The sequence below is a fragment of the Streptomyces sp. NPDC046909 genome (genome assembly GCF_040644695.1).
In the GTDB taxonomy this organism is placed as follows: Bacteria; Actinomycetota; Actinomycetes; order Streptomycetales; family Streptomycetaceae; genus Streptomyces.
This window is the reverse complement of record NZ_JBEYXC010000004.1, coordinates 472,438-495,765: the sequence shown is the minus strand read 5'-3', so window position 1 is coordinate 495,765 and position 23,328 is coordinate 472,438. Positions and strand designations below refer to the sequence as shown.

The 23,328-nt window shown below is 70.7% G+C and carries 22 protein-coding genes; 14 read left to right on the top strand and 8 right to left on the bottom strand.

Going from position 1 to position 23,328, the window contains the following annotated elements:
• The first annotated feature begins 85 nt into the window (after positions 1-85).
• From ABZ928_RS15260 to ABZ928_RS15250, 3 genes are all read left to right on the top strand, one after another.
• Positions 86-1,048, top strand: coding sequence for an EamA family transporter (locus ABZ928_RS15260; protein ID WP_361518358.1), 963 nt, complete (start codon positions 86-88; stop codon positions 1,046-1,048).
• An 85-nt stretch (positions 1,049-1,133) separates the two neighbouring features.
• Positions 1,134-1,496 carry a DUF6247 family protein gene (locus ABZ928_RS15255; RefSeq protein WP_361518356.1) on the top strand — a complete coding sequence of 121 codons (363 nt, stop codon included), beginning with the start codon at positions 1,134-1,136 and terminating at the stop codon, positions 1,494-1,496.
• A 17-nt stretch (positions 1,497-1,513) separates the two neighbouring features.
• A complete protein-coding gene (locus ABZ928_RS15250; protein ID WP_361518355.1) occupies positions 1,514-1,753 on the top strand; it encodes a hypothetical protein in 240 nt (79 codons plus the stop codon).
• Between the two features lie 48 nt (positions 1,754-1,801).
• Here the strand turns inward: ABZ928_RS15250 and ABZ928_RS15245 are convergent, their stop codons facing one another.
• Positions 1,802-2,575: an NAD(P)H-binding protein gene (locus ABZ928_RS15245; RefSeq protein ID WP_361518353.1), complete on the bottom strand. Its 774-nt coding sequence runs from the start codon at positions 2,573-2,575 to the stop codon at positions 1,802-1,804.
• Between the two features lie 197 nt (positions 2,576-2,772).
• On the opposite strand from ABZ928_RS15245, the gene ABZ928_RS15240 reads away from it, so the two are divergent.
• From ABZ928_RS15240 to ABZ928_RS15205, 8 genes are all read left to right on the top strand, one after another.
• Positions 2,773-3,570 carry a TIGR03084 family metal-binding protein gene (locus ABZ928_RS15240; RefSeq protein WP_361518351.1) on the top strand — a complete coding sequence of 266 codons (798 nt, stop codon included), beginning with the start codon at positions 2,773-2,775 and terminating at the stop codon, positions 3,568-3,570.
• Positions 3,571-3,670: 100 nt separating this feature from the next.
• A complete protein-coding gene (locus tag ABZ928_RS15235; protein WP_361518350.1) occupies positions 3,671-5,347 on the top strand; it encodes an acyclic terpene utilization AtuA family protein in 1,677 nt (558 codons plus the stop codon).
• Entirely contained in the window at positions 5,344-6,942 is a 1,599-nt protein-coding gene (locus ABZ928_RS15230; protein ID WP_361518348.1) for a carboxyl transferase domain-containing protein, read from the top strand. Before ABZ928_RS15235 ends, ABZ928_RS15230 begins: the two co-directional genes overlap by 4 nt.
• 13 nt (positions 6,943-6,955) lie before the next feature.
• Complete coding sequence (locus ABZ928_RS15225; protein WP_361518347.1) at positions 6,956-8,806, top strand: biotin carboxylase N-terminal domain-containing protein; 1,851 nt, start codon at positions 6,956-6,958, stop codon at positions 8,804-8,806.
• 56 nt (positions 8,807-8,862) lie between these two features.
• Positions 8,863-10,002: an acyl-CoA dehydrogenase family protein gene (locus ABZ928_RS15220; protein ID WP_361518345.1), complete on the top strand. Its 1,140-nt coding sequence runs from the start codon at positions 8,863-8,865 to the stop codon at positions 10,000-10,002.
• Positions 10,003-10,060: 58 nt separating this feature from the next.
• A complete protein-coding gene (locus tag ABZ928_RS15215; protein ID WP_361518343.1) occupies positions 10,061-11,629 on the top strand; it encodes a 4-coumarate--CoA ligase family protein in 1,569 nt (522 codons plus the stop codon).
• A complete protein-coding gene (locus tag ABZ928_RS15210; protein WP_361518341.1) occupies positions 11,626-12,372 on the top strand; it encodes an enoyl-CoA hydratase family protein in 747 nt (248 codons plus the stop codon). Before ABZ928_RS15215 ends, ABZ928_RS15210 begins: the two co-directional genes overlap by 4 nt.
• Positions 12,360-12,992, top strand: coding sequence for a TetR/AcrR family transcriptional regulator (locus ABZ928_RS15205; protein WP_361518340.1), 633 nt, complete (start codon positions 12,360-12,362; stop codon positions 12,990-12,992). The genes ABZ928_RS15210 and ABZ928_RS15205 overlap by 13 nt, the downstream gene beginning before the upstream one ends.
• On the opposite strand, the gene pdxH is transcribed toward ABZ928_RS15205, so the two are convergent.
• Positions 12,982-13,611 (bottom strand): pyridoxamine 5'-phosphate oxidase, encoded by a 630-nt coding sequence (pdxH, locus tag ABZ928_RS15200; RefSeq protein ID WP_361518930.1) that lies wholly within the window; start codon positions 13,609-13,611, stop codon positions 12,982-12,984. The genes ABZ928_RS15205 and pdxH overlap by 11 nt on opposite strands.
• 343 nt (positions 13,612-13,954) lie before the next feature.
• On the opposite strand from pdxH, the gene ABZ928_RS15195 reads away from it, so the two are divergent.
• Positions 13,955-15,067, top strand: a complete 1,113-nt coding sequence (locus tag ABZ928_RS15195) for a citrate synthase 2 (protein ID WP_361518339.1) — start codon at positions 13,955-13,957, stop codon at positions 15,065-15,067.
• 85 nt (positions 15,068-15,152) lie between these two features.
• On the opposite strand, the gene ABZ928_RS15190 is transcribed toward ABZ928_RS15195, so the two are convergent.
• Positions 15,153-16,181 (bottom strand): 2-oxoglutarate and iron-dependent oxygenase domain-containing protein, encoded by a 1,029-nt coding sequence (locus tag ABZ928_RS15190; protein WP_361518338.1) that lies wholly within the window; start codon positions 16,179-16,181, stop codon positions 15,153-15,155.
• 484 nt (positions 16,182-16,665) lie between these two features.
• On the bottom strand, positions 16,666-18,330 hold the full coding sequence (gene iscB / locus ABZ928_RS15185) for an RNA-guided endonuclease IscB (protein ID WP_361518336.1): 1,665 nt from the start codon (positions 18,328-18,330) through the stop codon (positions 16,666-16,668).
• Positions 18,331-18,542: 212 nt separating this feature from the next.
• On the opposite strand from iscB, the gene ABZ928_RS15180 reads away from it, so the two are divergent.
• Complete coding sequence (locus ABZ928_RS15180) at positions 18,543-18,833, top strand: hypothetical protein (RefSeq protein WP_361518334.1); 291 nt, start codon at positions 18,543-18,545, stop codon at positions 18,831-18,833.
• Between the two features lie 111 nt (positions 18,834-18,944).
• Here ABZ928_RS15180 and ABZ928_RS15175 read toward each other — a convergent pair whose 3' ends face one another.
• The 4 genes from ABZ928_RS15175 to ABZ928_RS15160 form a co-directional block, all read right to left on the bottom strand.
• On the bottom strand, positions 18,945-20,342 hold the full coding sequence (locus tag ABZ928_RS15175) for a PAS domain-containing protein (RefSeq protein ID WP_361518332.1): 1,398 nt from the start codon (positions 20,340-20,342) through the stop codon (positions 18,945-18,947).
• A gap of 133 nt (positions 20,343-20,475) precedes the next feature.
• A complete protein-coding gene (locus ABZ928_RS15170; protein WP_361518331.1) occupies positions 20,476-20,919 on the bottom strand; it encodes a GNAT family N-acetyltransferase in 444 nt (147 codons plus the stop codon).
• The gene (locus tag ABZ928_RS15165) at positions 20,912-21,310 is read right to left on the bottom strand and encodes a RidA family protein (RefSeq protein ID WP_361518330.1); all 399 of its coding nucleotides are present in this window, start codon (positions 21,308-21,310) and stop codon (positions 20,912-20,914) included. Before ABZ928_RS15165 ends, ABZ928_RS15170 begins: the two co-directional genes overlap by 8 nt.
• Before the next feature lie 33 nt (positions 21,311-21,343).
• Complete coding sequence (locus tag ABZ928_RS15160) at positions 21,344-22,258, bottom strand: LysR family transcriptional regulator (RefSeq protein WP_361518329.1); 915 nt, start codon at positions 22,256-22,258, stop codon at positions 21,344-21,346.
• Positions 22,259-22,396: 138 nt separating this feature from the next.
• Here ABZ928_RS15160 and ABZ928_RS15155 point away from each other — a divergent pair, with 138 nt between their 5' ends.
• Complete coding sequence (locus tag ABZ928_RS15155) at positions 22,397-23,299, top strand: SDR family oxidoreductase (RefSeq protein WP_361518327.1); 903 nt, start codon at positions 22,397-22,399, stop codon at positions 23,297-23,299.
• Positions 23,300-23,328 lie beyond the last annotated feature (29 nt).

The following is a 23,328-nucleotide window of genomic DNA, read 5'->3' as shown; positions in this document are numbered from 1 at the left end:
TCACGAGCCTGACTGGGTCCATTACTGTGGACTAGGCAGTACAGTGCGATGAACGACTCTCGAGAACGAGTTCCTGGAAGGCCCCGTGACCACCCCCAGCGCAGCAACCGCAGCCACTCCCGCCACGCCTTCGTCATCCCCGGCTGCCGACAACCGGGCCCCGGCAGGAGCCCCGCACCGCCGGGGCTCCCTCGGCCCCATCGGGCTGGTGCTGTGCGCGGGGGTCTCGGTGCAGTTCGGCAGCGCGCTCGCCGCAGGGCTGATGCCGCGGGCCGGGGCGCTCGGGGTGGTGACGCTGCGGCTGGCGGCGGCCGCGCTGGTGCTGCTGATCGTCTGCCGGCCGCGGCTGCGCGGGTACACGCGCGCGGACTGGGCCACGGTCGTCGTCTTCGGCGGCACCATGGCCGGGATGAACGGGCTCTTCTACCAGTCCATCGACCGCATCCCGCTGGGCCCGGCCGTCGCCCTCGAAGTCCTCGGCCCGCTGGCCCTCTCGGTCCTCGCCTCCCGCCGCGCGATCAACCTCGTCTGGGCGGCCCTCGCCCTGGGCGGGGTCTTCCTCCTGAGCGGCGGGGGCTTCGGCGGCCTCGACCTCGTCGGCGTGCTGTTCGCCCTGGGCGCGGGGGTGATGTGGGCGACGTACATCGTCTTCAGCGCCCGCACCGGCCGCCGCTTCCCGCAGGCCGATGGACTGGCCCTCGCGATGGCGGCCGCCGCACTGATGTTCCTGCCGCTGGGCATCGCCGAGTCCGGCACCAAGCTCCTCGACCCCACGACGATCGCCCTCGGCTCGGCGGTGGCGGTCCTCTCCTCCGTCCTCCCCTACACCCTCGAACTCCTCGCCCTCCGCCGCCTCCCCGCCTCCACCTTCGCCATCCTCATGAGCCTCGAACCCGCCATCGCCGCCACCGCCGGCTTCCTCGTCCTGAACCAGTCCCTCTCCGCGACCGAGTCCGCCGCGATCGCCCTGGTCATCGCGGCGAGCATGGGGGCGGTACGGACTCAGGTGGGGCGGGGGAAGGCGAAGGGGTTGGAGGAGGGTTCCTGACGGTTGCCGCGGCGGGGCAGGGTGCCCCGGCACTAGAGTCGGGCTCGTGCCTGGGAACCAACACGGGTGACGAAGGGAACGGCGCATGAGTCCGCACCACACCGAGGTGGCGGGAGACGGACCGCTGATCCCCCGCCCCGAGCGCACCCCCGCCGCCCTGCGCGCCGCCTGCGCCGTAGTGGCTCCCCAACTGGTCGCCGCGTACGACCAGGCCAAGGACCAGGCCCTCGCGGAGGCCGTCGCGCACGGTTCGCTGGGGCCCGTACACGCCTACCTCACCCACTGGGCGGCTCTGATCGAGATCGAACGCCACCCGGAGACGGCCAAGGCCTACCACCGCGCCGAGTACCTCGCCCACATCGCCACGGAACCGGCCACGGCGCGCGCACACCTGACCACCGCCAGCGGCATCTACCGCGCCGCGGCGGAGGCGGTGCGCGCCGAGTGAGCTGGAGCTGGGAGTACGTGCCCGACGAGACCACGGTGGCGGCCGGTGCGCCACCGGCGTTCCTGGCCGAGGTGGAGAAGAAGGCCGACGAACTGGTCCGAGCCGCCGAGGCACTCCACCTTCACGGGCCGGGATACCAGGGCGCGGATGAAGGGGCGAGGCACGCGTTCGTGGCCGGTGGCTTCTTCGTCTACATGGTCACGCCGCGGTCCGAGCTCGTCACCATCTGGCAGGTGACGCCCGACCCCCTCACCTGAAGGGGGACGAACCCGGAGGTGACATCGGGGACGACACCTCCACCCCCGTCACGCAGCCCCCGCCCCCACCCACTCCCCGAACCCCGGCCCCGCCACCCGCGCTCCCGCCCCCGGCAGCAGCCCCCCGTTCTCGAACAGCTCCCGGTCCGGGTTGTCAGGGTCGCTCACCGCGACGACGGTCGCGGAGTCGTCACGCGCCCGCAGCAGCAGCCGTACCGCCTCCTCCAGGCTCTCCTCCCGCGGCCCCGCGACCTCGGCGAACGGCGGCGCGGACGATACGTCGTCCTCGGTGAGCGCCAGATCGACCAGCGCCTCGGCGACCGCCCGCGCCGCCACCAGCTGCGTCCGCATCCTCGGGACGTACACGGTGTCGCCCTGCCGCCCCCACCCCGCCAGCTGCTCCACGAACTCATGGAACTGCGCCGCCCGCAGCACCCGCGCCGGCACCGGCCCCGCCAGCACCTCCCGCTCATGCGCGAGCTTGGCCGCGTTGTAGCCGGCCACCGAGCCGTCGATGCCGATGATCGAGACGGCCACGAGCCGCCGTACGCCCGCCTTCGCCCCGGCCTCGTGCAGATTGCGGGCCGCGGCGGTGAAGAACTCCGTCGCCACCCGCTGGTCGGGCGAGGGCGTGCTCGCCGCGTCGATGACGATCTCGACACCCGCCAGCGCCTCGGCCAGCCCGGCCCCGGACTCGATGTCCACGCCGCCCGACCGGGACATGGCGACGACCTCGTGGCCACGCTCCGTCAGTACGTCCACGACGTGCCGCCCGAGCCGCCCGGTCGCCCCGGCCACCGCGATCTTCCTGCCTGCGCTCATGATCGTTCCCCTCGGTAAGTCCCTCATCCGTGTCTTCGTCTGCTCTTCGTTCGCTCTTCGTCTGCTTCTTCATCGGTCTGACGGAGCGGACGGCGCCGATGTGACAGCCCGGCGGAGAAATCCCTCGACCACAGTTCCGCGCACATTTCCATGCAAGCACGCTTGCTTGTTTTTGCTCCCGCTGCCATGCTCGCCCCATGGCTGACCCGACGCCCGTCATCGACGACCTGCGTGCGGAGGGCGAGGAACTCGACCTGCTCGTGGCCGAGTTGGGCCCGGAGGGCTGGGCGCTCGCGACCCCCGCGCCCGGCTGGACCGTCGCTCACCAGATCGCGCATCTGGCCTGGACCGACCACTCCTCCCTGCTGGCGGTGACCGATCAGGCCGCCTTCTCCCGCGAGGTCGAGAAGGCGCTGGCCGCGCCCGGGGACTTCGTGGACAACGGCGCCGAGGAGGGCGCGGGCAAGCCTCCCGGGCGGCTGCTCGCCTACTGGCGTGCGGGACGCGAGGATCTGGCCGACGCCCTGCGCGCCGCACCCGAGGGCGCCCGGTTCCCCTGGTACGGCCCGCCCATGTCGGCCGCCTCGATGGCCACCGCCCGCCTGATGGAGACCTGGGCCCACGGACTCGACATCGCCGACGCGCTCGGCGTCACCCGCACCCCCACCGACCGGCTGCGTCACATCGTCCGACTCGGCGTCCGCACCCGCGACTTCGCCTTCGGCGTGCACGGACTGACCCCGCCGTTCGAGGAGTTCCGCATCGAACTCACCGCCCCTTCGGGCGAGTTGTGGATCTACGGCCCCGAGGACGCCGCCTCCGGCAAAGTCACCGGCCCCGCACTCGACTTCTGCCTCCTGGTCACCCAGCGATCCCACCGCACCGACCTCGCCCTGACCGCCGAGGGCGACGACGCCGACCGCTGGCTGGACATCGCCCAGGCCTTCGCGGGCCCACCGGGCGAGGGACGCGCACCCAAGGGGCCCGACCAGTGACCGCACGTATGGACGGCTCTGAGGGCGGCTCTATGGACGGCCCATCGGTGCCCCAGCCCCAGGGAGGCCGGCCAGTGACCGCCCCCAAGGAGGCCCGCCCATGACCCTCCGCATCGGCAACGCCTCCGGCTTCTACGGCGACCGCTTCGACGCCCTGCGCGACATGCTCACCGGCGGCGAACTCGACGTCCTCACCGGCGACTACCTCGCCGAGCTCACCATGCTCATCCTCGGCCGCGACCGCCTGAAGGACCCCGGTGCCGGTTACGCCCGTACCTTCCTCCGCCAGCTCGAAGAATCCCTCGGCCTCGCCCACGAGCGGGGCGTCAAGATCGTGACCAACGCCGGTGGCCTCAACCCCGCCGGACTCGCCGACCGCGTACGGGAGTTGGCGCAGCGCCTCGGCATCCCCGTCCGGGTCGCCCATGTCGAGGGCGACGACCTCACCGCCCGCCACCCCGGCAGCCTCGCCGCCCACGCCTACCTCGGCGGCTTCGGTATCGCCGCCTGTCTGCGCGCGGGCGCCGACATCGTGGTCACGGGGCGGGTGACGGACGCGGCGCTGGTCACCGGGCCCGCCGCCGCGCACTTCGGCTGGGGGCCGGGGGAGTACGACCGGCTCGCGGGGGCCGTCGTCGCCGGGCACGTACTGGAGTGCGGGACACAGGCCACCGGCGGCAACTATTCCTTCTTCACCGACGGCTCCCACGACCTCCGCCGCCCCGGCTTCCCCCTCGCCGAACTCCACGAGGACGGCACCGCCGTCATCACCAAACACCCCGGCACCGGCGGCTTCGTCGACGTCGGCACGGTCACCGCGCAACTCCTGTACGAGACCGGCGGCGCCCGCTACGCCGGACCCGACGTCACCGCCCGCCTCGACACCGTCCGCCTCACCCAGGACGGCCCCGACCGCGTCCGCATCTCCGGCGTCCAGGGCGAGCCCCCGCCCCCCACCCTCAAGGTCGGCCTCAACCGCCTCGGCGGCTACCGCAACGAGGTCACCTTCGTCCTGACCGGCCTCGACATCGAGGCCAAGGCGGCACTGGTGCAAGGCCAGTTGGAGGGCGCCCTCGCCAAGGTCGCCGACGTGCGCTGGGACCTCGTCCGCACCGACCGGCCCGACGCCGACACCGAGGAGACCGCGAGCGCGCTGCTCCGGCTCGTCGTACGGGACCCGGACCAGGAGGCCGTCGGGCGCGCGCTGAGCGGCGCCGCCGTCGAACTCGCCCTCGCCAGCTACCCCGGCTTCCATGTGCTCGCCCCACCTGGAAAGGGCGCGCCTTATGGGGTCTTCGAGGATGTGTACGTCCCCCATGACGCCGTCGCGCATGTGGCGGTCCTCCACGACGGGCGGCGGGTGCCTGTGGCGCCGGCCCAGGAAACCGCCGTACTCGAAGACCTGATACCGAAGGCACCGCTTCCCGAGCCGCTGCCTGAAGGCCCCGTCGTCAGGGCCCCCCTCGGCCTCGTCGCGGGCGCCCGCAGCGGGGACAAGGGTGGCAACGCCAACATCGGGCTCTGGACCCGGTCCGACGAGGCCTGGCGCTGGCTCGTGCACACCCTCACCGTCGAGCGGCTGCGCGAACTCCTCCCGGAGACCGCCGACCTGCCCGTCACCCGCCACGCCCTCCCCCATCTCCGCGCCCTCAACTTCGTCGTCGAGGGCATCCTCGGCGCCGGCGTCGCCGCCCAGCACCGCTTCGACCCGCAGGCCAAGGCACTCGGCGAATGGCTGCGCTCCCGCCACCTGGACATACCGGAGGCTCTCCTGTGACCGTCCTGTCGTCGGCGCTGGACACCAGCGGCCCCGACTACCGCGCCCACCGCGAGACCATGCTCGCCAAGCTCACCGAACTGGACGCCGAGCACGCCAAGGCCCTCGCGGGCGGCGGCGAGAAGTACGTCCAACGGCACCGCGAGCGCGGCAAGTTGCTGGCCCGGGAACGCATCGAGCTGCTCCTCGACCCCGACACGCCCTTCCTGGAACTCTCCCCGCTCGCCGCCTGGGGCAGCGACTACACGGTCGGCGCCTCGCTCGTCACCGGCATCGGGGTGGTGGAGGGGGTCGAGTGCCTGATCACCGCCAACGATCCGACCGTGCGCGGCGGCGCCAGCAACCCCTGGTCGCTCAAGAAGGCGCTGCGCGCGAACGACATCGCCCTCGCCAACCGGCTGCCCTGCATCAGCCTGGTGGAGTCCGGGGGCGCCGATCTGCCGTCGCAGAAGGAGATCTTCATCCCCGGGGGCGCCATCTTCCGGGACCTGACCCGTCTCTCCGCCGCCGGAATCCCCACCGTCGCCGTCGTCTTCGGCAACTCCACCGCCGGGGGCGCGTACATCCCCGGCATGTCCGACCACGTGATCATGGTCAAGGAGCGCGCGAAGGTGTTCCTGGGCGGCCCGCCGCTGGTGAAGATGGCGACGGGTGAGGAGAGCGACGACGAGTCGCTCGGCGGTGCGGAGATGCACGCTCGCGTGTCGGGTCTCGCGGACTATTTCGCGGTTGACGAGAGGGACGCGCTGCGGCAGGCGCGGAGAGTGGTGGCACGCCTGAACCACCGGAAGGCGTACGACGATCCAGGCTTCGCCGAGCTACCCAAGTACTCCAACGACGAACTCCTCGGCATCGTTCCCGGCGATCTGAAAACCCCTTTCGACCCCCGCGAGGTCATCGCCCGGATCGTCGACGCCTCCGACTTCGACGAGTTCAAGCCGCTGTACGGGACGAGCCTGACGACCGGATGGGCCGCACTGCACGGCTATCCGGTGGGCATCCTGGCCAACGCCCAAGGGGTCCTCTTCAGCGAGGAGTCCCAGAAGGCGGCCCAGTTCATCCAGTTGGCCAACCAGCGCGACATCCCGCTCCTCTTTCTCCACAACACCACCGGCTACATGGTCGGCAAGGAGTACGAGCAGGGCGGCATCATCAAGCACGGCGCGATGATGATCAACGCGGTGTCCAACTCCCGGGTCCCGCACCTGTCCGTGCTCATGGGTGCCTCGTACGGCGCCGGGCACTACGGCATGTGCGGGCGCGCGTACGACCCGCGCTTCCTCTTCGCCTGGCCCAGCGCCAAGTCGGCCGTCATGGGCCCGCAGCAGCTCGCCGGCGTCCTCTCGATCGTCGCCCGGCAGTCGGCGGCGGCGAAGGGACAGCCGTACGACGAGGAGGCCGACGCTGCCCTGCGCGCGATGGTGGAGCAGCAGATCGAGTCCGAGTCGCTGCCGATGTTCCTGTCCGGGCGGCTCTACGACGACGGCGTCATCGACCCCCGCGACACCCGCACCGTCCTCGGCCTGTGTCTGTCGGCCATCCACACGGCGCCGTACGAGGGCGCACGCGGCGGCTTCGGCGTCTTCCGGATGTAAGAGGGGCTCTTCAGTGATCACTTCTGTACTGGTGGCGAACCGCGGCGAGATCGCCTGCCGCGTCTTCCGTACCTGCCGTGAGTTGGGAATCCGGACGGTCGCCGTGCACTCGGATCCCGACGCGAACGCCCTCCACGCGCGCGTGGCCGACACGGCCGTACGGTTGCCGGGGGCGACCCCTGCGGACACGTATCTGCGGGGCGACCTGATCGTGAAGGCGGCGGTCGCGGCCGGCGCGGACGCCGTGCATCCCGGCTACGGCTTCCTCTCCGAGAACGCGGACTTCGCACGTGCCGTCCTGGACGCGGGCCTGGTGTGGATCGGCCCGCCCCCGGAGGCGATCGAGGCGATGGCGTCCAAGACGCGCGCGAAGGAGCTCATGGGGCTCGCGCCGCTGGGGGAGGTGACCGAGTCCGATCTGCCGGTGCTGGTGAAGGCGGCCGCGGGCGGCGGGGGGCGCGGGATGCGGATCGTGCGCCGTCTTGAGGAGCTGAGCGCCGCGCTGGAGGGCGCGCGCGCCGAGGCCGCGAGCGCCTTCGGGGACGGCGAGGTGTTCGTCGAACCGTATGTGGAGCGCGGGCGCCATGTGGAGGTGCAGGTGCTCGCCGACGCGCACGGCACTGTGTGGGCGCTGGGCACGCGCGACTGCTCCCTCCAGCGCCGCCACCAGAAGGTCATCGAGGAGGCGCCGGCGCCCGGGCTCCCGGAGGGGCTCGCGGAGGAACTGTGCGCGCTGGCAGTGCGCGCCGCGCGCTCCGTCGCCTACGTCGGCGCGGGCACGGTGGAGTTCCTGGTCGCCGACGGCAAAGCCCACTTCCTGGAGATGAACACCCGCCTCCAGGTCGAACACCCGGTGACGGAGGCGGTGTTCGACGTGGACCTGGTGGCACTCCAGATCGCCGTGGCGGAGGGCAGCACGCTGGACGCGGCCGGCCCTCCACGCGCGCGTGGCCACGCCATCGAGGCCCGCCTCTACGCCGAGGACCCCTCGACCGACTGGACCCCCCAGACCGGCACCCTCCACCGCCTGACCGTCCCGGACGCCGTACGCCTCGACACCGGCTACGACGACGGCACCGAGATCGGCGTCCACTACGACCCCCTCCTGGCCAAAGCGATCTCATACGCCCCCACGCGCGCGGAAGCGCTCCGCAAACTCGCGGGCGCCCTGGAGAGGGCCACGATCCACGGCCCGACGACCAACAGAGACCTCCTGGTCCGCAGCCTGCGCCACGACGACTTCACCTCGGCGTCGATGACGACGGCGTTCTACGACCACCACCTCCCGTCCCTGACAGCGACTCCCCCCGACCCCCACGCCCCCCTGGCCGCCGCCCTCGCCGACGCCCACACCCACCCCTCCCGCTTCGGCGGCGCCTGGCGCAACGTTCCCTCACAACCCCAGACCAAGCGCTACGAGATGGCGGGCGAGGAACACGAGCCGAGCTACCGCCACACCCGGGACGGCCTGGAGGCGGACGGGGTGCGGGTCGTACACGCGGACGCGCGTCTGGTCGTACTCGAAGTGGAGGGCGTCCAGCGGAAGTTCGAGGTCACGAGGTACGGCGACGAGGTGTACGTGAACACGACGAGACTGAGCGCGCTGCCGCGCTTCTCCGACCCCGCGACCCAACTGGCCCCGGGCGCGTTGGTCGCCCCGATGCCGGGGACCGTCGTCAAGATCGCGGAGGGCCTCGCCGAGGGCACCGGGGTCGAGGCAGGTGAACCGATCGTCTGGCTCGAAGCGATGAAGATGCAACACCGCATTTCGGCCCCGGCACCGGGAACGCTGACGGCGCTCCACGTGACCCTGGGCCAGCAAGTGACGGTCGGCTCCCTGCTGGCGGTAGTCGAACCCACCTAAGGGGCGCGAGGAACTGCGCGACAAGCCACACACAACCCGCACCCGGAAGGAGTCCCATGCCACCCACGATCGAAGCCGAAGAACACACCGCCCTCCGCAAAGCCGTCGCCGCCCTCGGCAAACGCCACGGCCGCACCTACGACCGAGAAGCCCTGTGGACCGAAGCCGCCAAACTCGGCTACCTCGGCGTCAACCTCCCCGAGGAACACGGCGGCGGAGGCGGCGGCATCTCCGAACTCTCCATCGTCCTCGAAGAGCTGGGCGCCGCGGGCTGCCCCCTGCTCATGATGGTCGTCTCCCCGGCCATCTGCGGCACAGTGATCGCCCGCTTCGGCACGGACGCCCAGAAACAGGAATGGCTCCCCGCCCTCGCCGACGGCACCCGCACCATGGCCTTCGGCATCACCGAACCCGACGCCGGCTCCAACAGCCACCGCATCACCACCACGGCCCGCCGAGACCCGGACACCGGAGACTGGCTCCTCACCGGCCGCAAGGTCTTCATCTCCGGCGTCGACCTGGCCGACGCCACCCTCATCGTCGGCCGCACGGAAGACTCCCGCACCGGCCGCCTCAAGCCCTGCCTGTTCATCGTCCCGAGGGACGCCCCCGGCTTCACCCGCCGCCAGATCGACATGGAACTCCACGCCGTGGAGAAGCAGTTCGAACTGACCCTGGACGACGTACGCCTCCCCGCCGACGCACTCATCGGAGACGAGAACGCCGGCCTGCTCCAGCTCTTCGCCGGCCTCAACCCGGAGCGCATCATGACGGCCGCGTTCGCGATCGGCATGGGAAGGTACGCCCTCGCCAAAGCCATCGAGTACGCGCGCGACCGCACCGTGTGGAACGCCCCCATCGGCGCCCACCAGGCCATCGCCCACCCCCTCGCCCAGGCACACATCGACCTGGAACTGGCCCGCCTGATGATGCAGAAGGCGGCGCATCTCTACGACGTGGGCGACGACGTGGGCGCGGGCGAGGCCGCCAACATGGCGAAGTACGCCGCGGGGGAGGCGTGCGTGAAGGCGGTCGACCAGGCCGTGCACACCCTCGGCGGAAACGGCCTCACTCGCGAGTTCGGGCTCGCGTCGCTGATAACGGCCGCGCGCGTGGCTCGTATCGCCCCGGTGAGCAGGGAGATGATTCTCAACTACGTCTCCCACCAGACCCTGGGCCTGCCCAAGTCGTACTAGATCGCCCCCGGTCAGATCACCCCCGGTCAGATCGCCCCCCGGCCGTCCTGGAGGAACCGTGTTCCGCAGCGAGTACGCAGACGTCCCGCCCGTCGAACTCCCCATCCACGAGGCCGTCCTGGGCCGGGCCGCCGAGTTCGGCGACCGTCCCGCGCTCGTCGACGGCACCGACGGCACCACCCTCACATACGCCCAACTGGACATGTTCCACCGGCGGGTGGCCGCCGGACTCGCCGAGGCGGGGGTGGTCAAGGGGGACGTGCTCGCGCTGCACAGCCCCAACACGATCGCCTACCCGACCGCGTTCTACGCGGCCACGCGCGCGGGAGCCCCCGTCACCACCGTGCACCCGCTCGCCACGCCGGAGGAGTTCGCCAAGCAGCTCAAGGACTCGGCGGCCCGCTGGATCGTCACCGTGTCGCCCCTCCTGGAGACGGCACGAAGGGCGGCCGAACTCGCGGGCGGAGTCGAGGAGATCTTCGTCTGCGACAGCGCGCCCGGACACCGCTCCCTCATCGACATGCTGGGGACGACGGCCCCCGAGCCCCGGATCGACATCGACCCGGCCGAGGACGTGGCGGCACTGCCGTACTCCTCCGGCACCACCGGCCTGCCCAAAGGCGTGATGCTCACCCACCGCCAGATCGCCACCAACCTCGCCCAGCTCGACCCGGTCATCGACGCCGGCCCCGACGACCGCATCCTCGCCGTGCTGCCGTTCTTCCACATCTACGGCCTCACGACCCTCATGAACCTCCCCCTGCGCCGGGGCGTCACCGTCGTCGTCCTGCCCCGCTTCGAGCTGGACACCTTCCTCGCGGCCATCCAGAACCACCGCATCACCGGCCTGTTCGTGGCCCCGCCGATCGTCCTCGCCCTCGCCAAACACCCCCTGGTCGGCCGGTACGACCTGTCGTCCCTGAGGTACATCGTCAGCGCCGCCGCCCCCCTGGACGCCGAACTGGCCGCCGCCTGCTCACGACGCCTCGGCCTGCCACCCGTCGGCCAGGGCTACGGCATGACCGAACTGTCCCCCTGCACCCACGCCGTGTCCCTCGAAGACATGCCGACCGCACCACCCGGCACCGTCGGCAAACTCGTCGCCGGCACCGAGATGCGGATCATCTCCCTCGACGACCCCGACAAGGACACCGGCATCGGCGAGGACGGCGAGATCCTCATCCGCGGCCCCCAGGTCATGAAGGGCTACCTGGGCCGCCCCGACGCCACCGCCGCCATGATCGACCCCGACGGCTGGCTCCACACCGGCGACGTCGGCCACGTCGACGCCGACGGCTGGCTGTTCGTCGTCGACCGGGTGAAGGAACTCATCAAGTACAAGGGCTTCCAGGTCGCCCCGGCCGAACTGGAAGCCCTCCTCCTGACCCACCCGGGAATCGCCGACGCCGCCGTCATCGGCGTCTACGACACCGACCACAACGAAGTCCCGCACGCGTACGTGGTCCGCCAGCCCACCGCGACCCACCTCTCCGAAGGAGAGGTCATGACGTACGTCGCCGAACGCGTCGCCCCCTACAAACGCGTCCGCGAGGTCACCTTCATCGACGGAGTACCGCGCGCCGCCTCCGGGAAGATCCTGCGCCGACAGCTGAGGGAGCTCGCATGACCCCGACCGCCACCCTGATCGGCCGCGCACACGCGCGTGGCGTCGAAACCCTCACCCTCGACTCACCGCACAACCGCAACGCCCTGTCGGCGGCCCTGGTCGCCGAGCTGTCCTCCGCACTCGCCGAGGCAGCCAAGGACACCGACGTCCGCGCGATCGTCCTCACCCACACCGGCAACACCTTCAGCGCCGGCGCCGACCTCAAGGACCCACCGCACCCGGACGCGCTCGTCGGCCTTCTGCGGCAGATCGTCGAACTCCCCAAACCGGTGCTCGCCCGCGTCACCGGCCACGTCCGCGCGGGCGGCCTGGGCCTGCTCGCGGCCTGCGACATAGGAGTGGCGTCGACGGACGCGACCTTCGCCTTCACGGAGGTACGGATCGGAGTCGCCCCCGCGGTCATCTCCCTGCCCCTGCTCCCCCGCACCGACCCCCGCGCCCTCGCCCGCTACTACCTCACCGGCGAACGCTTCGACGCCCCCGAGGCCGCCCGCATCGGCCTGCTCACGGCCACCGGCGAGGACGTGGACGCCGTACTCGAACCCCTCCTGGAAGGACTGCGGGCAGCCGCCCCCGAAGCCCTCGCGGAGACGAAACAGCTGCTCACCGTTAGGGTGCTGGAAGCCTTCGACCGGGACGCGGCCCACCTCACCGCACTCTCGGCCCGCCTGTTCTCCTCCGCACAGGCCCACGAAGGCATGACGGCCTTTCTGGAACGACGGGACCCCGCATGGGCGCTGTGAGCACGGTCGGCGACCGTATGGACCGTTCTCCCAAGGAACGGACCCCCAAACAGGACCGCAGCCGGGCCACCCGGCAGCGCCTCCTGGAAGCCGCCGTGGCCTGCCTCGCCGAACACGGCTGGGCGGGCTCCACGGTCTCCGTCGTCGCCGAACGCGCCGGCGTCTCCCGAGGCGCCGCACAGCACCACTTCCCGACCCGCGAGGACCTGTTCACCGCCGCGGTCGAGTACGTCGCCGAGGAACGCTCCGGCGCCCTCCGCGCCCTCTTCCCGCAGGGCGCGGCGGGCGACCGGCGAGCCGTCGTCGCCGCCCTCGTCGACCTCTACACCGGCCCGCTGTTCCGAGCGGCCCTCCACCTGTGGGTCGCCGCCTCCAACGAGGACCAACTGCGCCCGCGCGTCACCGAACTGGAGGCACGCGTAGGCCGCGAGACCCACCGCATCGCGGTCGACCTGCTCGACGCGGACGAGTCCAGGCCGGGCGTACGCGAAACCGTCCAGGGCCTGCTGGACATGGCCCGAGGCCTGGGCCTCGCCAACCTCCTCACCGACGACAAAGGCCGACGGGACAAGGTGGTCGCCCAATGGACGGACCTCCTGGACTCGGTCCTCACGGACTGAGCCGCTCCACCCGCCAACTCCCGTCCGCCTCCGCCACATACCGCAACCGGTCGTGCAGCCGGTTCTCCCGCCCCTGCCAGAACTCCACCGCCCGCGGAGCCACCCGGAACCCACCCCAGTTCGGCGGCACCGGCACCTGCTCGCCCTCCGGATAACGCGCCTCCAGCTCGGCGTACGCCGCCTCCAGATCGGCACGCGTGGCGATCACCGACGACTGCGCACTGGCCCACGCCCCGAGCTGCGAACCATGCGGCCGGGTACGGAAGTACGCCGCCGTCTCGTCCCGCGCCGTGCGCCGCGCGATGCCCGTCACGATGACCTGCCGCGCCATCGGATGCCAGGGGAACAGCAGCGAGACGTACGGGTTCTCCGCGAGGTCACGCGCCTTGCGGGAGTCGTAGTTCGTGTAGAACACGAACCCCTGCTCGTCGAACTGCTTCAGCAGCACCGTCCGCGACGCCGGCCGGCCCTCCGCGTCCGCCGTGGACACCACCATGGCGTTCGGCTCGAACAGATGAGCCTCCGTCGCGGCCTGCTTGAACCAGCGCGCGAACTGCTCCACGGGCGTCGCGGCGAGCTCGGACTCGGCGAGCCCCTCGGCCCGGTACTGCTTGCGCATGGCGGCGGGGTCGGGCCCGGGGTCGGACTCGGGTGCGGGTGCGGGTGCGGTTTCGGGTTCGGGGGAGACGGCGTCTGCGTCGGTCACGCCGTCATCTTGCCGTATGTCGTATGGAATCCACGGCCGGAGCACCCAACCGAGGGTGGCACTCAGTGCCGCAAGTAGTGCCCAACCATGGCACTCGGGGATATGGTGCAGATGCCCCACCGGTGGGGTGACCACCCGCCGTACGGGGCATCACAGGGCCGAACGACCACCACGGAGCCGTCCCCTCCGCAGGTCGCGTCGTCCCCACCCCACCCCCCTGACAAGACCTGTCGCACACATCATGAGGAGCCGCCTGATGTCCGACTTTGACCCCTCCTTCGTACCCGGCCTCGAAGGAGTCGTCGCGTTCGAGACGGAGATCGCCGAACCGGACAAGGAGGGCGGCGCCCTGAGGTACCGGGGCGTCGACATCGAGGACCTCGTCGGCCACGTCTCCTTCGGCAACGTCTGGGGCCTGCTCGTCGACGGCGCCTTCCGCCCCGGCCTCCCGCCCGCCGAACCCTTCCCCATCCCCGTCCACTCCGGCGACATCCGCGTCGACGTCCAGTCCGCACTCGCGATGCTCGCCCCCGTCTGGGGCCTCAAACCACTCCTCGACATCGACGAGGCCCAGGCCCGCGACGACCTCGCACGCGCCGCCGTCATGGCCCTGTCCTACGTCGCCCAGTCCGCCCGCGGACAGGGCCGCCCCATGGTCCCCCAGAGCGAGATCGACAAAGCCCAGTCCGTCGTCGAACGCTTCATGATCCGCTGGCGCGGCGAACCCGACCCCAAGCATGTGGCAGCGGTCGACGCGTACTGGACGTCGGCGGCGGAACACGGCATGAACGCCTCCACCTTCACGGCGCGCGTCATCGCCTCCACCGGCGCGGACGTCGCCGCCGCGCTCTCCGGCGCCGTAGGAGCGATGTCCGGCCCCCTCCACGGCGGCGCCCCCTCCCGCGTCCTCCACATGATCGAGGAGATCGAACGCACAGGCGACGCCGAGGCCTACGTCAAGCAGGCCCTCGACAAGGGCGAACGCCTCATGGGCTTCGGCCACCGCGTCTACCGCGCCGAAGACCCCCGCGCACGCGTACTCCGCCGCACCGCCCGCGAACTCGGCGCACCGCGCTTCGAGGTCGCCGAGGCACTGGAGAAGGCGGCACTGGCGGAACTGCACGCACGGCGCCCCGACCGCGTGCTGGCGACGAACGTCGAGTTCTGGGCGGCGATCGTCCTGGACTTCGCCGAAGTCCCGGCGCACATGTTCACGTCGATGTTCACGTGCGCGCGGACGGCGGGATGGGCGGCGCACATCCTTGAGCAGAAGCGGACGGGGCGACTGGTGCGGCCCTCCGCACGGTACGTGGGCCCAGGCTCGCGCCGCCCGCAGGATGTCTCGGGGTACGAGGACATCGCCCACTGAGAAGCGTGCCTGAGGGGCGCGGGCGACTGCGGACCGGTAGTGGCTGGTCGCGCAGTTCCCCGCGCCCCTTTGGGCGCGCGTCGAGCTAGGCCGGAGTCAACAGGTTGCCGTGATGCCGCTCGGCCACCAACGGGTGGGCCCGGAGCTTGCCCTTGAGCTCGTTGTAGCCGTACTCCGCGAACAGCGGGTTGGTCGGATCGTCGGAGACGCCGGGCGCGGCCGAGGCATACGGGAACGGAAGCGGCTCCACGCGCGCGTCGAGACGCGGGTTGTAGAAGAACGGAACGGAGAACCGCTCGGTAGCCCCCGGAGGCGACACAACCCGGTGATTGGTCGCGACGAGATACCCGTTAGTGGCCACCTCCAGCAACTCACCCAGATTCACGACGAACGCCCCCTCCAACGGCGGCACATCATGAAACCCCCCGTCCTCCCGCTGCACCTGAAGCCCACCCACCTGGTCCTGCAACAGCAGCGTCAGAAACCCGTAGTCCTTGTGCGCACCGACCCCCTGATCCGCACCGTCCCCCGCACTCCCCGGATACCGCACCAACTTCAGATGCGGATGCGCCTGGACCCCGAAGATCGGCGCATAGAAGTCGCCGGGCGCCCCAATGGCCGTAAGCAGCTCATACAGCAACCGCTCAGCGACACCACTCAGCCGCGCGACCCAGTCCAGAGCCGCCGTCCGCAACTCGGGCAGGGAGTCAGGCCACTGATTCGGCCCCTGAAGCCACCAGTAAGAAGCCTCGCCGGGCCCGGGTATACGAGCCTCCCGCTCAGCCCCGATATCCAGCTGATCCCGCCAGTCCCTGCTCCCACCCGTCCGCTCGTCCCCGGTCCGCGTGTACCCCCGGAAATGCGGCGAGTTCACATTGTCCAGCGCAAGCCGCTCCCCCTCGGGCAACGCGAAGAACCTCCGCATCGCGGAAACCAGCGCATCGACCTCCCCCTGCGGCACCCCATGCCCGACAAGCTGGAAGAACCCCACGTCATGCGCGGCACTGTGCAACTGCGCATGCAACAGCGCACGCGCCTGCGGACCGCGATCGGCGGCCGAGAGATCGATGATCGGGAGCTGCTGGTACGACGGCTTCGTCGACACGTTCGTCATGGAGTTCGTCCACAGGAGAGTGAGAAGGGGAAACGGCAGCGGTGGCTGCTGAAAGAAAGGAAGGCAAGGAAAGCAAGCAGGGAAGGCAAGCCAGGCAGGAAGAGGGGCCGGAAAGCTCAGACTGAGCGTCGACAGCCCATGCTCGTGACGCGGACGTAGTCCACGTGGCGGCGTCGAACGAGCGAAAGCATGAGGTCAGGGTACTGCGCACGGCGAAAAACCCACATGACGCACCTCACCCCCGAAAAATCCCCGCAACGCAGACGACCCGCGAGCTCGGGTTCCCTCCGCCTGGGGCGGGGGAGCCGGCCGGACGTACCGGCGAGCTCGCGGGTCGGGTGACTGCGTTGGATTGGCCGGCTGCGTGTTTCTCGCACACGCTGGTCCGGCACCGCACTGCGTGTGGTGGCAGGCCGCTAGCCTGCAGCCACCTCCGACGTCCGGTGTGCATACATGCTCCGAACCACCTCCTCTCCTCGGTGCATCACACCCTAGGAACGGGTGGAGCAGCGATCAACCGGTTTTTCGAGATGTTGACGGATACTCCTTCCGGCCGGAAGGAGTATCCGTATCCGTCGCCCCGTTGCAGGAGGCACAGGTTTCGGTGACGGACGTTGAACCTGCCTGCTGGTGTGGTGAGGCTGTGCTGTCCGTTGGCCCGGACCGAGATGCGCCCAGTCCAAGTGCCCGTCCACCTTCCTGTCGGCATGCTGGCCCGTACGAGATCCCCCGTGACGTATCCGAAGTGCTGCTTGACACGAGATCGCCGCAGACGGGGGAAGCCGAATCGATCCGGAGTGGTGCGGGCATAGGAGCCACGCCCCGTTGCCTTGGCGACGAGTACCTGTCCCGGAAAGCGCACGATTACATCGCCGCTCTCGTGATCCAGATGTCCGATAGAGAGCGCGTCCAGGGTGTGGGTCTTGGCCAGCCCCATGACGCTGCGGTTCCACTGCGTTCGCCCGCCGGGCCAGGTGTATAGCGGGCGATCGAGAGCACTCAAGGCATCCAAGAGCTGCCATCGGGTCGCATTCATGGCGGCGGCGTCATGAAGCGGGGCCTTTTCTTGCCGGAGGATCTTCGCGAGGCGCTTGGGTTGGTGTGAGAGGAAGACTTCGACGCGCGCGTTGTCCTTGGCCTTGTTGCAGGGGACGCAGGCAAGGACGAGGTTGGAGATGCGGTTCGAGCCACCTCGGCTGCGGGGTCTGACGTGATCGATGTTCAGGGGTATGCCGGTCGCGCCGCAGTAGGCGCAGGCGCTGTTCCATTTGGAACGCAGATAGGCGCGGGCTCCGGTTCCGGCCAGTGTTCCTTGCTGGTACTCGGCCGCGGTGAGGGGCCTGCCCGCGCTCATGGCGTGGGTGTCGAAGGCGACGCTTTCCACATGGATCTCGGTGATGGGCGCGTAGCGGCACAGCCAGGCCGCCCAGGAAAATGTCGTGTCCACTCGGTGGCGCAGGGAAGGCGGGAGCCATCCTGCGGGACGGGTCCGGTTGTTTGAGCGCGGGGCTCGGTAGCGGCAGTTGGCGGAGCGTCGTCTATGCCGGTAGCCCGCGCGTTGTTGCATGCAGAGGTGGATCTGGTCGCCACGGTGTTGGAGTTCGACCGAGACCAGGCCACGTCGCACGGTGATTGAGGCCCCTTGCCCGTCGGCTTCCTTCTTCTCGTCGGTGAGGGCGAGGCCTGTCCCTTTGGAGCCGGGGTCGATACGCAGTTGCACCCCGTCGACTTCTGACTCGTCGAGCGTGCGGTCCTTCAGCCGGATGGTGAAGGGCACTTGTCGGGCAACGACCGCTCTCCCCTTGCGTAGAAGTTCACGGGCGCGTGCGGGATGGCAGGGCATAAGCGGCTGCCCGTCCTTCGAAAGGACGAAGACACGGCTCGCACCAACACCACCCGTGTACGACTGGTCCTGCGTGGGAGCGTCACCGCTCCTCTTCTCTGTCTTGGCGTGACGCCGGCGGACTTCGGTGCTGTGTCCGTCGGTCTCCCCTCGCCCATGTTCCCCGCCGGTGCCCCGCGCGGTGGCGGGGTGTCCGTGAGCCGTTTCGTCCCTGCTCCCAGGGGTGTCTGCTCCCGCGGATTCCAGAGCAGGCTGCTGAGGAAGCACAGCCTGGTGGGTCTGCTCGCCTGCGGGAAACGTAGTCATCGGGGCACCTCCCTGATCTCTTGGATCGCGATGACTTGGGCTGGTCAGCCGACGACCTCGCGGTCGGGGAGCGACTGACCTCCCTTCCGAAGTACGCATGCAACGCTAGTGATCAAGCCCCCAGGGCAAGCAGCCAAAGCGACCAATGGCGCTCATTCGTGCGAAGAATGCAAAACCCTCGAACGCACACCCGACCCTGCTGTTATAGAGCGATGCGACCTGAAACCGCCGTCACCGAGAACGCCCTGCGGCACCTGCTCAATGAGTGGGACCCGATCGGCGTTGCCGACGACGTGCAGGACGAGTACGACTGCATGCTCGCCCCTCTCCTCCAGCGGCTTCGGCGTGGATCCGGCCAGGCGGAGATCTGCGAGTTCCTGCGACACGAGTTGGAGGATCACTTCGGTCTCACGCCTGTGCCGTCGGAGCCGGAAGCGATGGCCGCCCGACTGGTGTCCTGGTGGAGAGCCGCTGGCAGGGCCGACGGCGCCGGTTCCGGGTAGTCGTTTGTCCGGGCGCGCCGTTACTCGCTCGAAGCCGCCTCGATCCTCGCCGCCATGGAGACCACCCCGCGCGGGTACCGCGATGGGCTCAGTCCAGGACGGGCCCGCACCTCACCCCCGCGACCCCCGCACAACCCCCGCCAAATCCAACGCCGAAGCGATCCGCACCGCCACATCCTCCGCGTACACCGAGTCGGACCGCTCGAACGGGCTCCGTCCGCCGCCCCGGAGGAATGTCACGACTCCCAGGGTCCGCCCCCGGCTCCGCAGGACCGCGCAGAGGGCGTGTACCGCGTCTCCGGGCCACTGGCGGGCCAGGGCCCACTCGCGGGCCTTCTCGGCCGGTACGGTGCCCACGCTGGCCCGTACGGAGCCGGTGCGGTCGACGCACTGGAGGGCGGGGTGTCCTTCGGCGTAGCGCACCGGGAGGCCGGCCTGTCCGGACAGGACGCTCGGGCCGGGTGCCCCGGAGGGGGTCGCGGCGACGCGGACGAGGCGTACGGGCGTGTCGGAATCGGCGTCGGTCGTCGCGCCGCCCGCGACGCGGTCGATGAGCGCGTGGTCGGCGAAGCCGGCGAGGGCGAAGTCGAGGTGGATCGTGGCGGCTTCGGCGGGGTCCTCGCACTCGGCGGCGGCGCGGGCCGCGCGGTGCAGCTGGTTGGTGCGGAAGCGGAGGAGGGCGGCTTCCTGTTCGGCCTGCTTGGCCTCGGTGACGTCGTTGAAGAGCCAGCCGACGCCGAGGGGCACCGGCTCCTCCGCGAGCGGTGAGGCGAGCCGTACGAAGCCGCAGCGCCAGCAGCGCCGCTGTTCGCCCTCGGGGGTCCGTACGCTCACCCAGATCTCGGCGGGCGCGGGCGGCGCGCCTTCGGCGAGGACATGGGTGAGCGCGCTCTCCAGTTCCTCCACGCCCTGCGCGAGCAGTTCTCCGAGGGGCCGCCCCAGGACGGACGTACGGCCGACGCCCAGCGCGCGTGCCGCGTGCGCGTTGACGACCGCCGGGCGCAGGTCGGCGTCGACGAGCACGACTCCCCAGCTCGCGTCGTCGAAGAGCGCCTCGCTGAGCGCGATGGAGCGCTCCAGGTCGATCTGTGCGTGCACCTCGCTGAAGGCGCAGTACACCCCGGCCGGTTTCCCGTCGGGTCCGCGGACGGCGGCGGACTGGGTCCGTACGAGGACCCGCCCGCCCTCTTTGGTCAGCAGCGCGAACTCGTGGACCTGCCGCCCGGGGGCCTGCATGGCGGACAGCAGGCGCCCCTCGACGTCCTGGGCGTCCGCGCTGCGCACGGCCCAGCCCGCGAAGCCCTGCCGTCCCACCGCCTCGGCCGCGGTCCAGCCGAGGATCCGCTCGGCCTCGCGGTTCCAGTGCGTGACGACGCCGTCCGCGTCGAAGGCGCACAGGGCCGCGTCCATGCCGTCGAGCAGGGCGGCGAGCAGATCCGCGCCATCGGGCTGTTCGGGCTCGTTCGGCCCCAGCTCGTCGGTGGTCCCACTACGCCGGGAAGCACTCACCTGGACCCCCTGCAGGCTGCGTCCGTCCGTACGGCACGTCGGTTCGCTCACTTGCAATCATCTAACTGGAACGTGACGCAGCACACACCGAGTTCCCGCAAGTTGGGGGAATCGTTGTACGCCGCTCCTGCGTCTAGGCCGTCGGAGCCCGTCTGAGGTCTACCCACAGATCGCTCTCACCAGGCAGTACATAGCGCTCGACCTCGACGAAGCCGTGTTTCTCGGCGAACCGCAGACCGTCCTCGTTGACGGCCAGCACACAGGTCTCGATCGCGGTGGCGCCCAGTACGCGCGCGTGCGCGAGCCCGTTCTCGTACAGCGCTGTCCCGAACCCCTGCCTCCGGTGCTCGGGCAGCACGCGCGCGATGACGGTCGCCGCCCCGTTCTCCGGAGGCCGTACCGTCGAGCATCCGACGAGCACGTCACCGACGTACGCGTTCTCCAGCCGGTAGCGCGTGCTGCGCTCCCGTACCGTGTCGAGGCTCAGCGCGTCGGCCGGGATGATCACGTTGTGGACGTGTCGCCACTGCTCCAGCATGGCGTCGCCCACGGCGGGTTCTATTCGAACATCAGGCACGAGATCCACTTCCCCGCCGCGCGTACACCTCAATCTCGATCTTCATACGAGGATCCGCGAGCCCGCACATCATCATCGTCGCGGCCGGCCGCACTTCGCCGAACGTCCGCCGCAGCACCGGCCAGCACGGCTCGAAGTCCTCCCGGTCGGGCAGGAGGTACCGCACGCGTACGACGTCGGCGAACGTGCAGTCCGCCTCCGCGAGCGCCGCCCCGATGTTCCGTACGCACTGCTCGGCCTGTTCGACGACGTCGTCGGAGATCGTCATCGTCGTGTAGTCGAACCCGGTCGTCCCGGAGACGTGCACCCAGTCCCCGTCGACCACGGCACGCGCGTACCCGATCTGTTCCTCGAACACCGAACCACTGAGAATCGCGAGTCGTTCCGTCATGATCCGAACGCTAGGAGGCGCGCGAAGATCCGTCTACGGCGATTGGGGCGCGGATTCCGGTGCGGATTCCGGTGTGGGTTCCGGCGCGGTGAGGTGCTCGCGGGCGGCCTTCCGGAACGCCGTCACGAGGCGGCCGCGGTCGCCTGCGCGGGTCGCGAGGACGACATGGCTGGGTTCGACGCCCTCCAGGGGGATCGCGACGAGGTCGGGGCGCAGGAAGGTGCCGACGGTGCGGGCGGAGATGGCGACCGCCTCGCCGGCGGCGACGAGTTCGAACTTGTCCTCCATGGCCTCGATCAGCGGTCCGTCGGGTGCCGGGCGGCCGTCCGGGCGCGGGTCGATGCGCCAGAAGGCGTCGCGCACCGGATCGGCCACGCGCGGCAGCGGCTCGTCGGCGATGTCGTCGAGGGTGACGGCCTCCTTGCCGGCGAGCCGGTGGTCCAGCGGCACGACCAGCACGCGCGGCTCGTCATGCAGGACGGTCACATCGAGGCCGTCCGTCGGGAACGGCAGCCGGGTCACCACCGCGTCGACCCGATGGTCGAGCAGGGCGGGGCGTACGTCACCCCAGTCCAGGTGCGCGGTCTGTACGTCGGCGTCGGGCTGCCGGTGCCGCAGTGCCCGTACCGCCGGGGTGACGATGAGCCCCGAGGTGAACCCGACGGTGATCCGGTGCGGTTCGGCGGCGGCACGCGCGTGTGCGGCGGCCTGCGCGGCGGCCCGCAAGAGCGCCTCGGCCCGGGGCAGGAACGCCTCCCCGGCCGCGGTCAGCCGCGTCCCGCGCGGGGTGCGGTCGAGCAGCCGGGCGCCCACTTCCTGCTCCAGGCGCTGCACCTGGCGGCTGAGGGACGGCTGGGTGATGTGCAGGGCGGTGGCGGCGCGGCCGAAGTGGCGGTGCTCGGCGACGACCGTGAAGTACCGGACCAGGCGGAGGTCGAGGTCGGTCATGGCGGCAGCCTACTGCCGTCTCGGCCTGCGGCGATGCCTGAAGCGTATTGCGATATACGAAACAGGCCTTGGACGCGGAGGTTCGCTGGTCCGGACGATGAAGTCATCCCGAACCCCCGATGTCCTAAGGACTTCAGCATGCGTGTATTCGTCACCGGTGCCACCGGATTCGTCGGCTCGGCCGTCGTGCGCGAACTCATCGACGCCGGGCACGAGGTCGTCGGCCTCGCCCGCTCCGACAAGGGCGCTACGGCGCTGGCGGCGGCCGGAGCCGAGGTGCGCCGCGGGGACATCGACGACCTGGCCGGGCTGCGTGCGGCGGCCGCGGCGGCGGACGGTGTCGCCCACCTCGCGTTCAAGCACGACGACTTCACGGACCTGGCCGGGGCGGGCGCGGCCGACCTGCGGGCCGTGGAGGCGCTGGGCGAGGCCCTGGAGGGCTCAGGAAAGCCCCTGGTGGTCACCTCGGGCCTCGGCTTCAAGCCGGGCACCGTCGGCACGGAGACGGACCCCGCCGCCCCCGGCTCCCACCGCGGCCCGTCCGAGGCGGCGACCCTCGCCCTGGCCGACCGCGGCGTCCGCTCGGTCGTCCTGCGCCTCCCGATCGTCCACGGCCCCGACGACCCGGGTTTCGTGCCCCGTCTGATCGACATCGCGCGCGAGAAGGGCGTATCAGCTGTGGTCGAAGGCGGCACCAACCACTGGGCCGCCGTGCACCTCCACGACGCGGCCCGCCTCTACCGCCTGGCCCTGGAGAGTGCCGCCCCGGGCACCCGCGTCCACGCGGTCGACGACGAGGGCATCCCGCTCCGCACCATCGCCGCCACGATCGCCCGCCACCTGAACCTGCCCCTCACCGAGATCCCCCGCCCCGAAGCCCTCACCCACTTCGGCTGGCTCGGCCCCATGGCCGGCCTCGACGTCCGCGCCTCCAGCGCCCTGACGCGGGAACGGCTGGGCTGGAAGCCGGAGCAGGCGGGGCTGATCGCGGATCTGGAGGAGGGGCATTACTTCGCGGAGGGGCGGAGGAGCAAGTTCTGAGGGCGGACGTCAGGGGCGCGGAGATCAGG

Bases quoted from the DNA above. Each gene is read 5' to 3' on its own strand.
- ABZ928_RS15255 (WP_361518356.1), top strand. From the start codon at position 1,134: ATGAGTCCGCACCACACCGAGGTGGCGGGAGACGGACCGCTGATCCCC.
- ABZ928_RS15245 (WP_361518353.1), bottom strand. From the start codon at position 2,575: ATGAGCGCAGGCAGGAAGATCGCGGTGGCCGGGGCGACCGGGCGGCTC.
- ABZ928_RS15240 (WP_361518351.1), top strand. From the start codon at position 2,773: ATGGCTGACCCGACGCCCGTCATCGACGACCTGCGTGCGGAGGGCGAG.
- ABZ928_RS15235 (WP_361518350.1), top strand. From the start codon at position 3,671: ATGACCCTCCGCATCGGCAACGCCTCCGGCTTCTACGGCGACCGCTTC.
- ABZ928_RS15220 (WP_361518345.1), top strand. From the start codon at position 8,863: ATGCCACCCACGATCGAAGCCGAAGAACACACCGCCCTCCGCAAAGCC.
- ABZ928_RS15210 (WP_361518341.1), top strand. From the start codon at position 11,626: ATGACCCCGACCGCCACCCTGATCGGCCGCGCACACGCGCGTGGCGTC.
- ABZ928_RS15205 (WP_361518340.1), top strand. From the start codon at position 12,360: ATGGGCGCTGTGAGCACGGTCGGCGACCGTATGGACCGTTCTCCCAAG.
- pdxH (WP_361518930.1), bottom strand. From the start codon at position 13,611: ATGCGCAAGCAGTACCGGGCCGAGGGGCTCGCCGAGTCCGAGCTCGCC.
- ABZ928_RS15195 (WP_361518339.1), top strand. From the start codon at position 13,955: ATGTCCGACTTTGACCCCTCCTTCGTACCCGGCCTCGAAGGAGTCGTC.
- ABZ928_RS15190 (WP_361518338.1), bottom strand. From the start codon at position 16,181: ATGACGAACGTGTCGACGAAGCCGTCGTACCAGCAGCTCCCGATCATC.
- iscB (WP_361518336.1), bottom strand. From the start codon at position 18,330: ATGACTACGTTTCCCGCAGGCGAGCAGACCCACCAGGCTGTGCTTCCT.
- ABZ928_RS15180 (WP_361518334.1), top strand. From the start codon at position 18,543: ATGCGACCTGAAACCGCCGTCACCGAGAACGCCCTGCGGCACCTGCTC.
- ABZ928_RS15165 (WP_361518330.1), bottom strand. From the start codon at position 21,310: ATGACGGAACGACTCGCGATTCTCAGTGGTTCGGTGTTCGAGGAACAG.
- ABZ928_RS15160 (WP_361518329.1), bottom strand. From the start codon at position 22,258: ATGACCGACCTCGACCTCCGCCTGGTCCGGTACTTCACGGTCGTCGCC.
- ABZ928_RS15155 (WP_361518327.1), top strand. From the start codon at position 22,397: ATGCGTGTATTCGTCACCGGTGCCACCGGATTCGTCGGCTCGGCCGTC.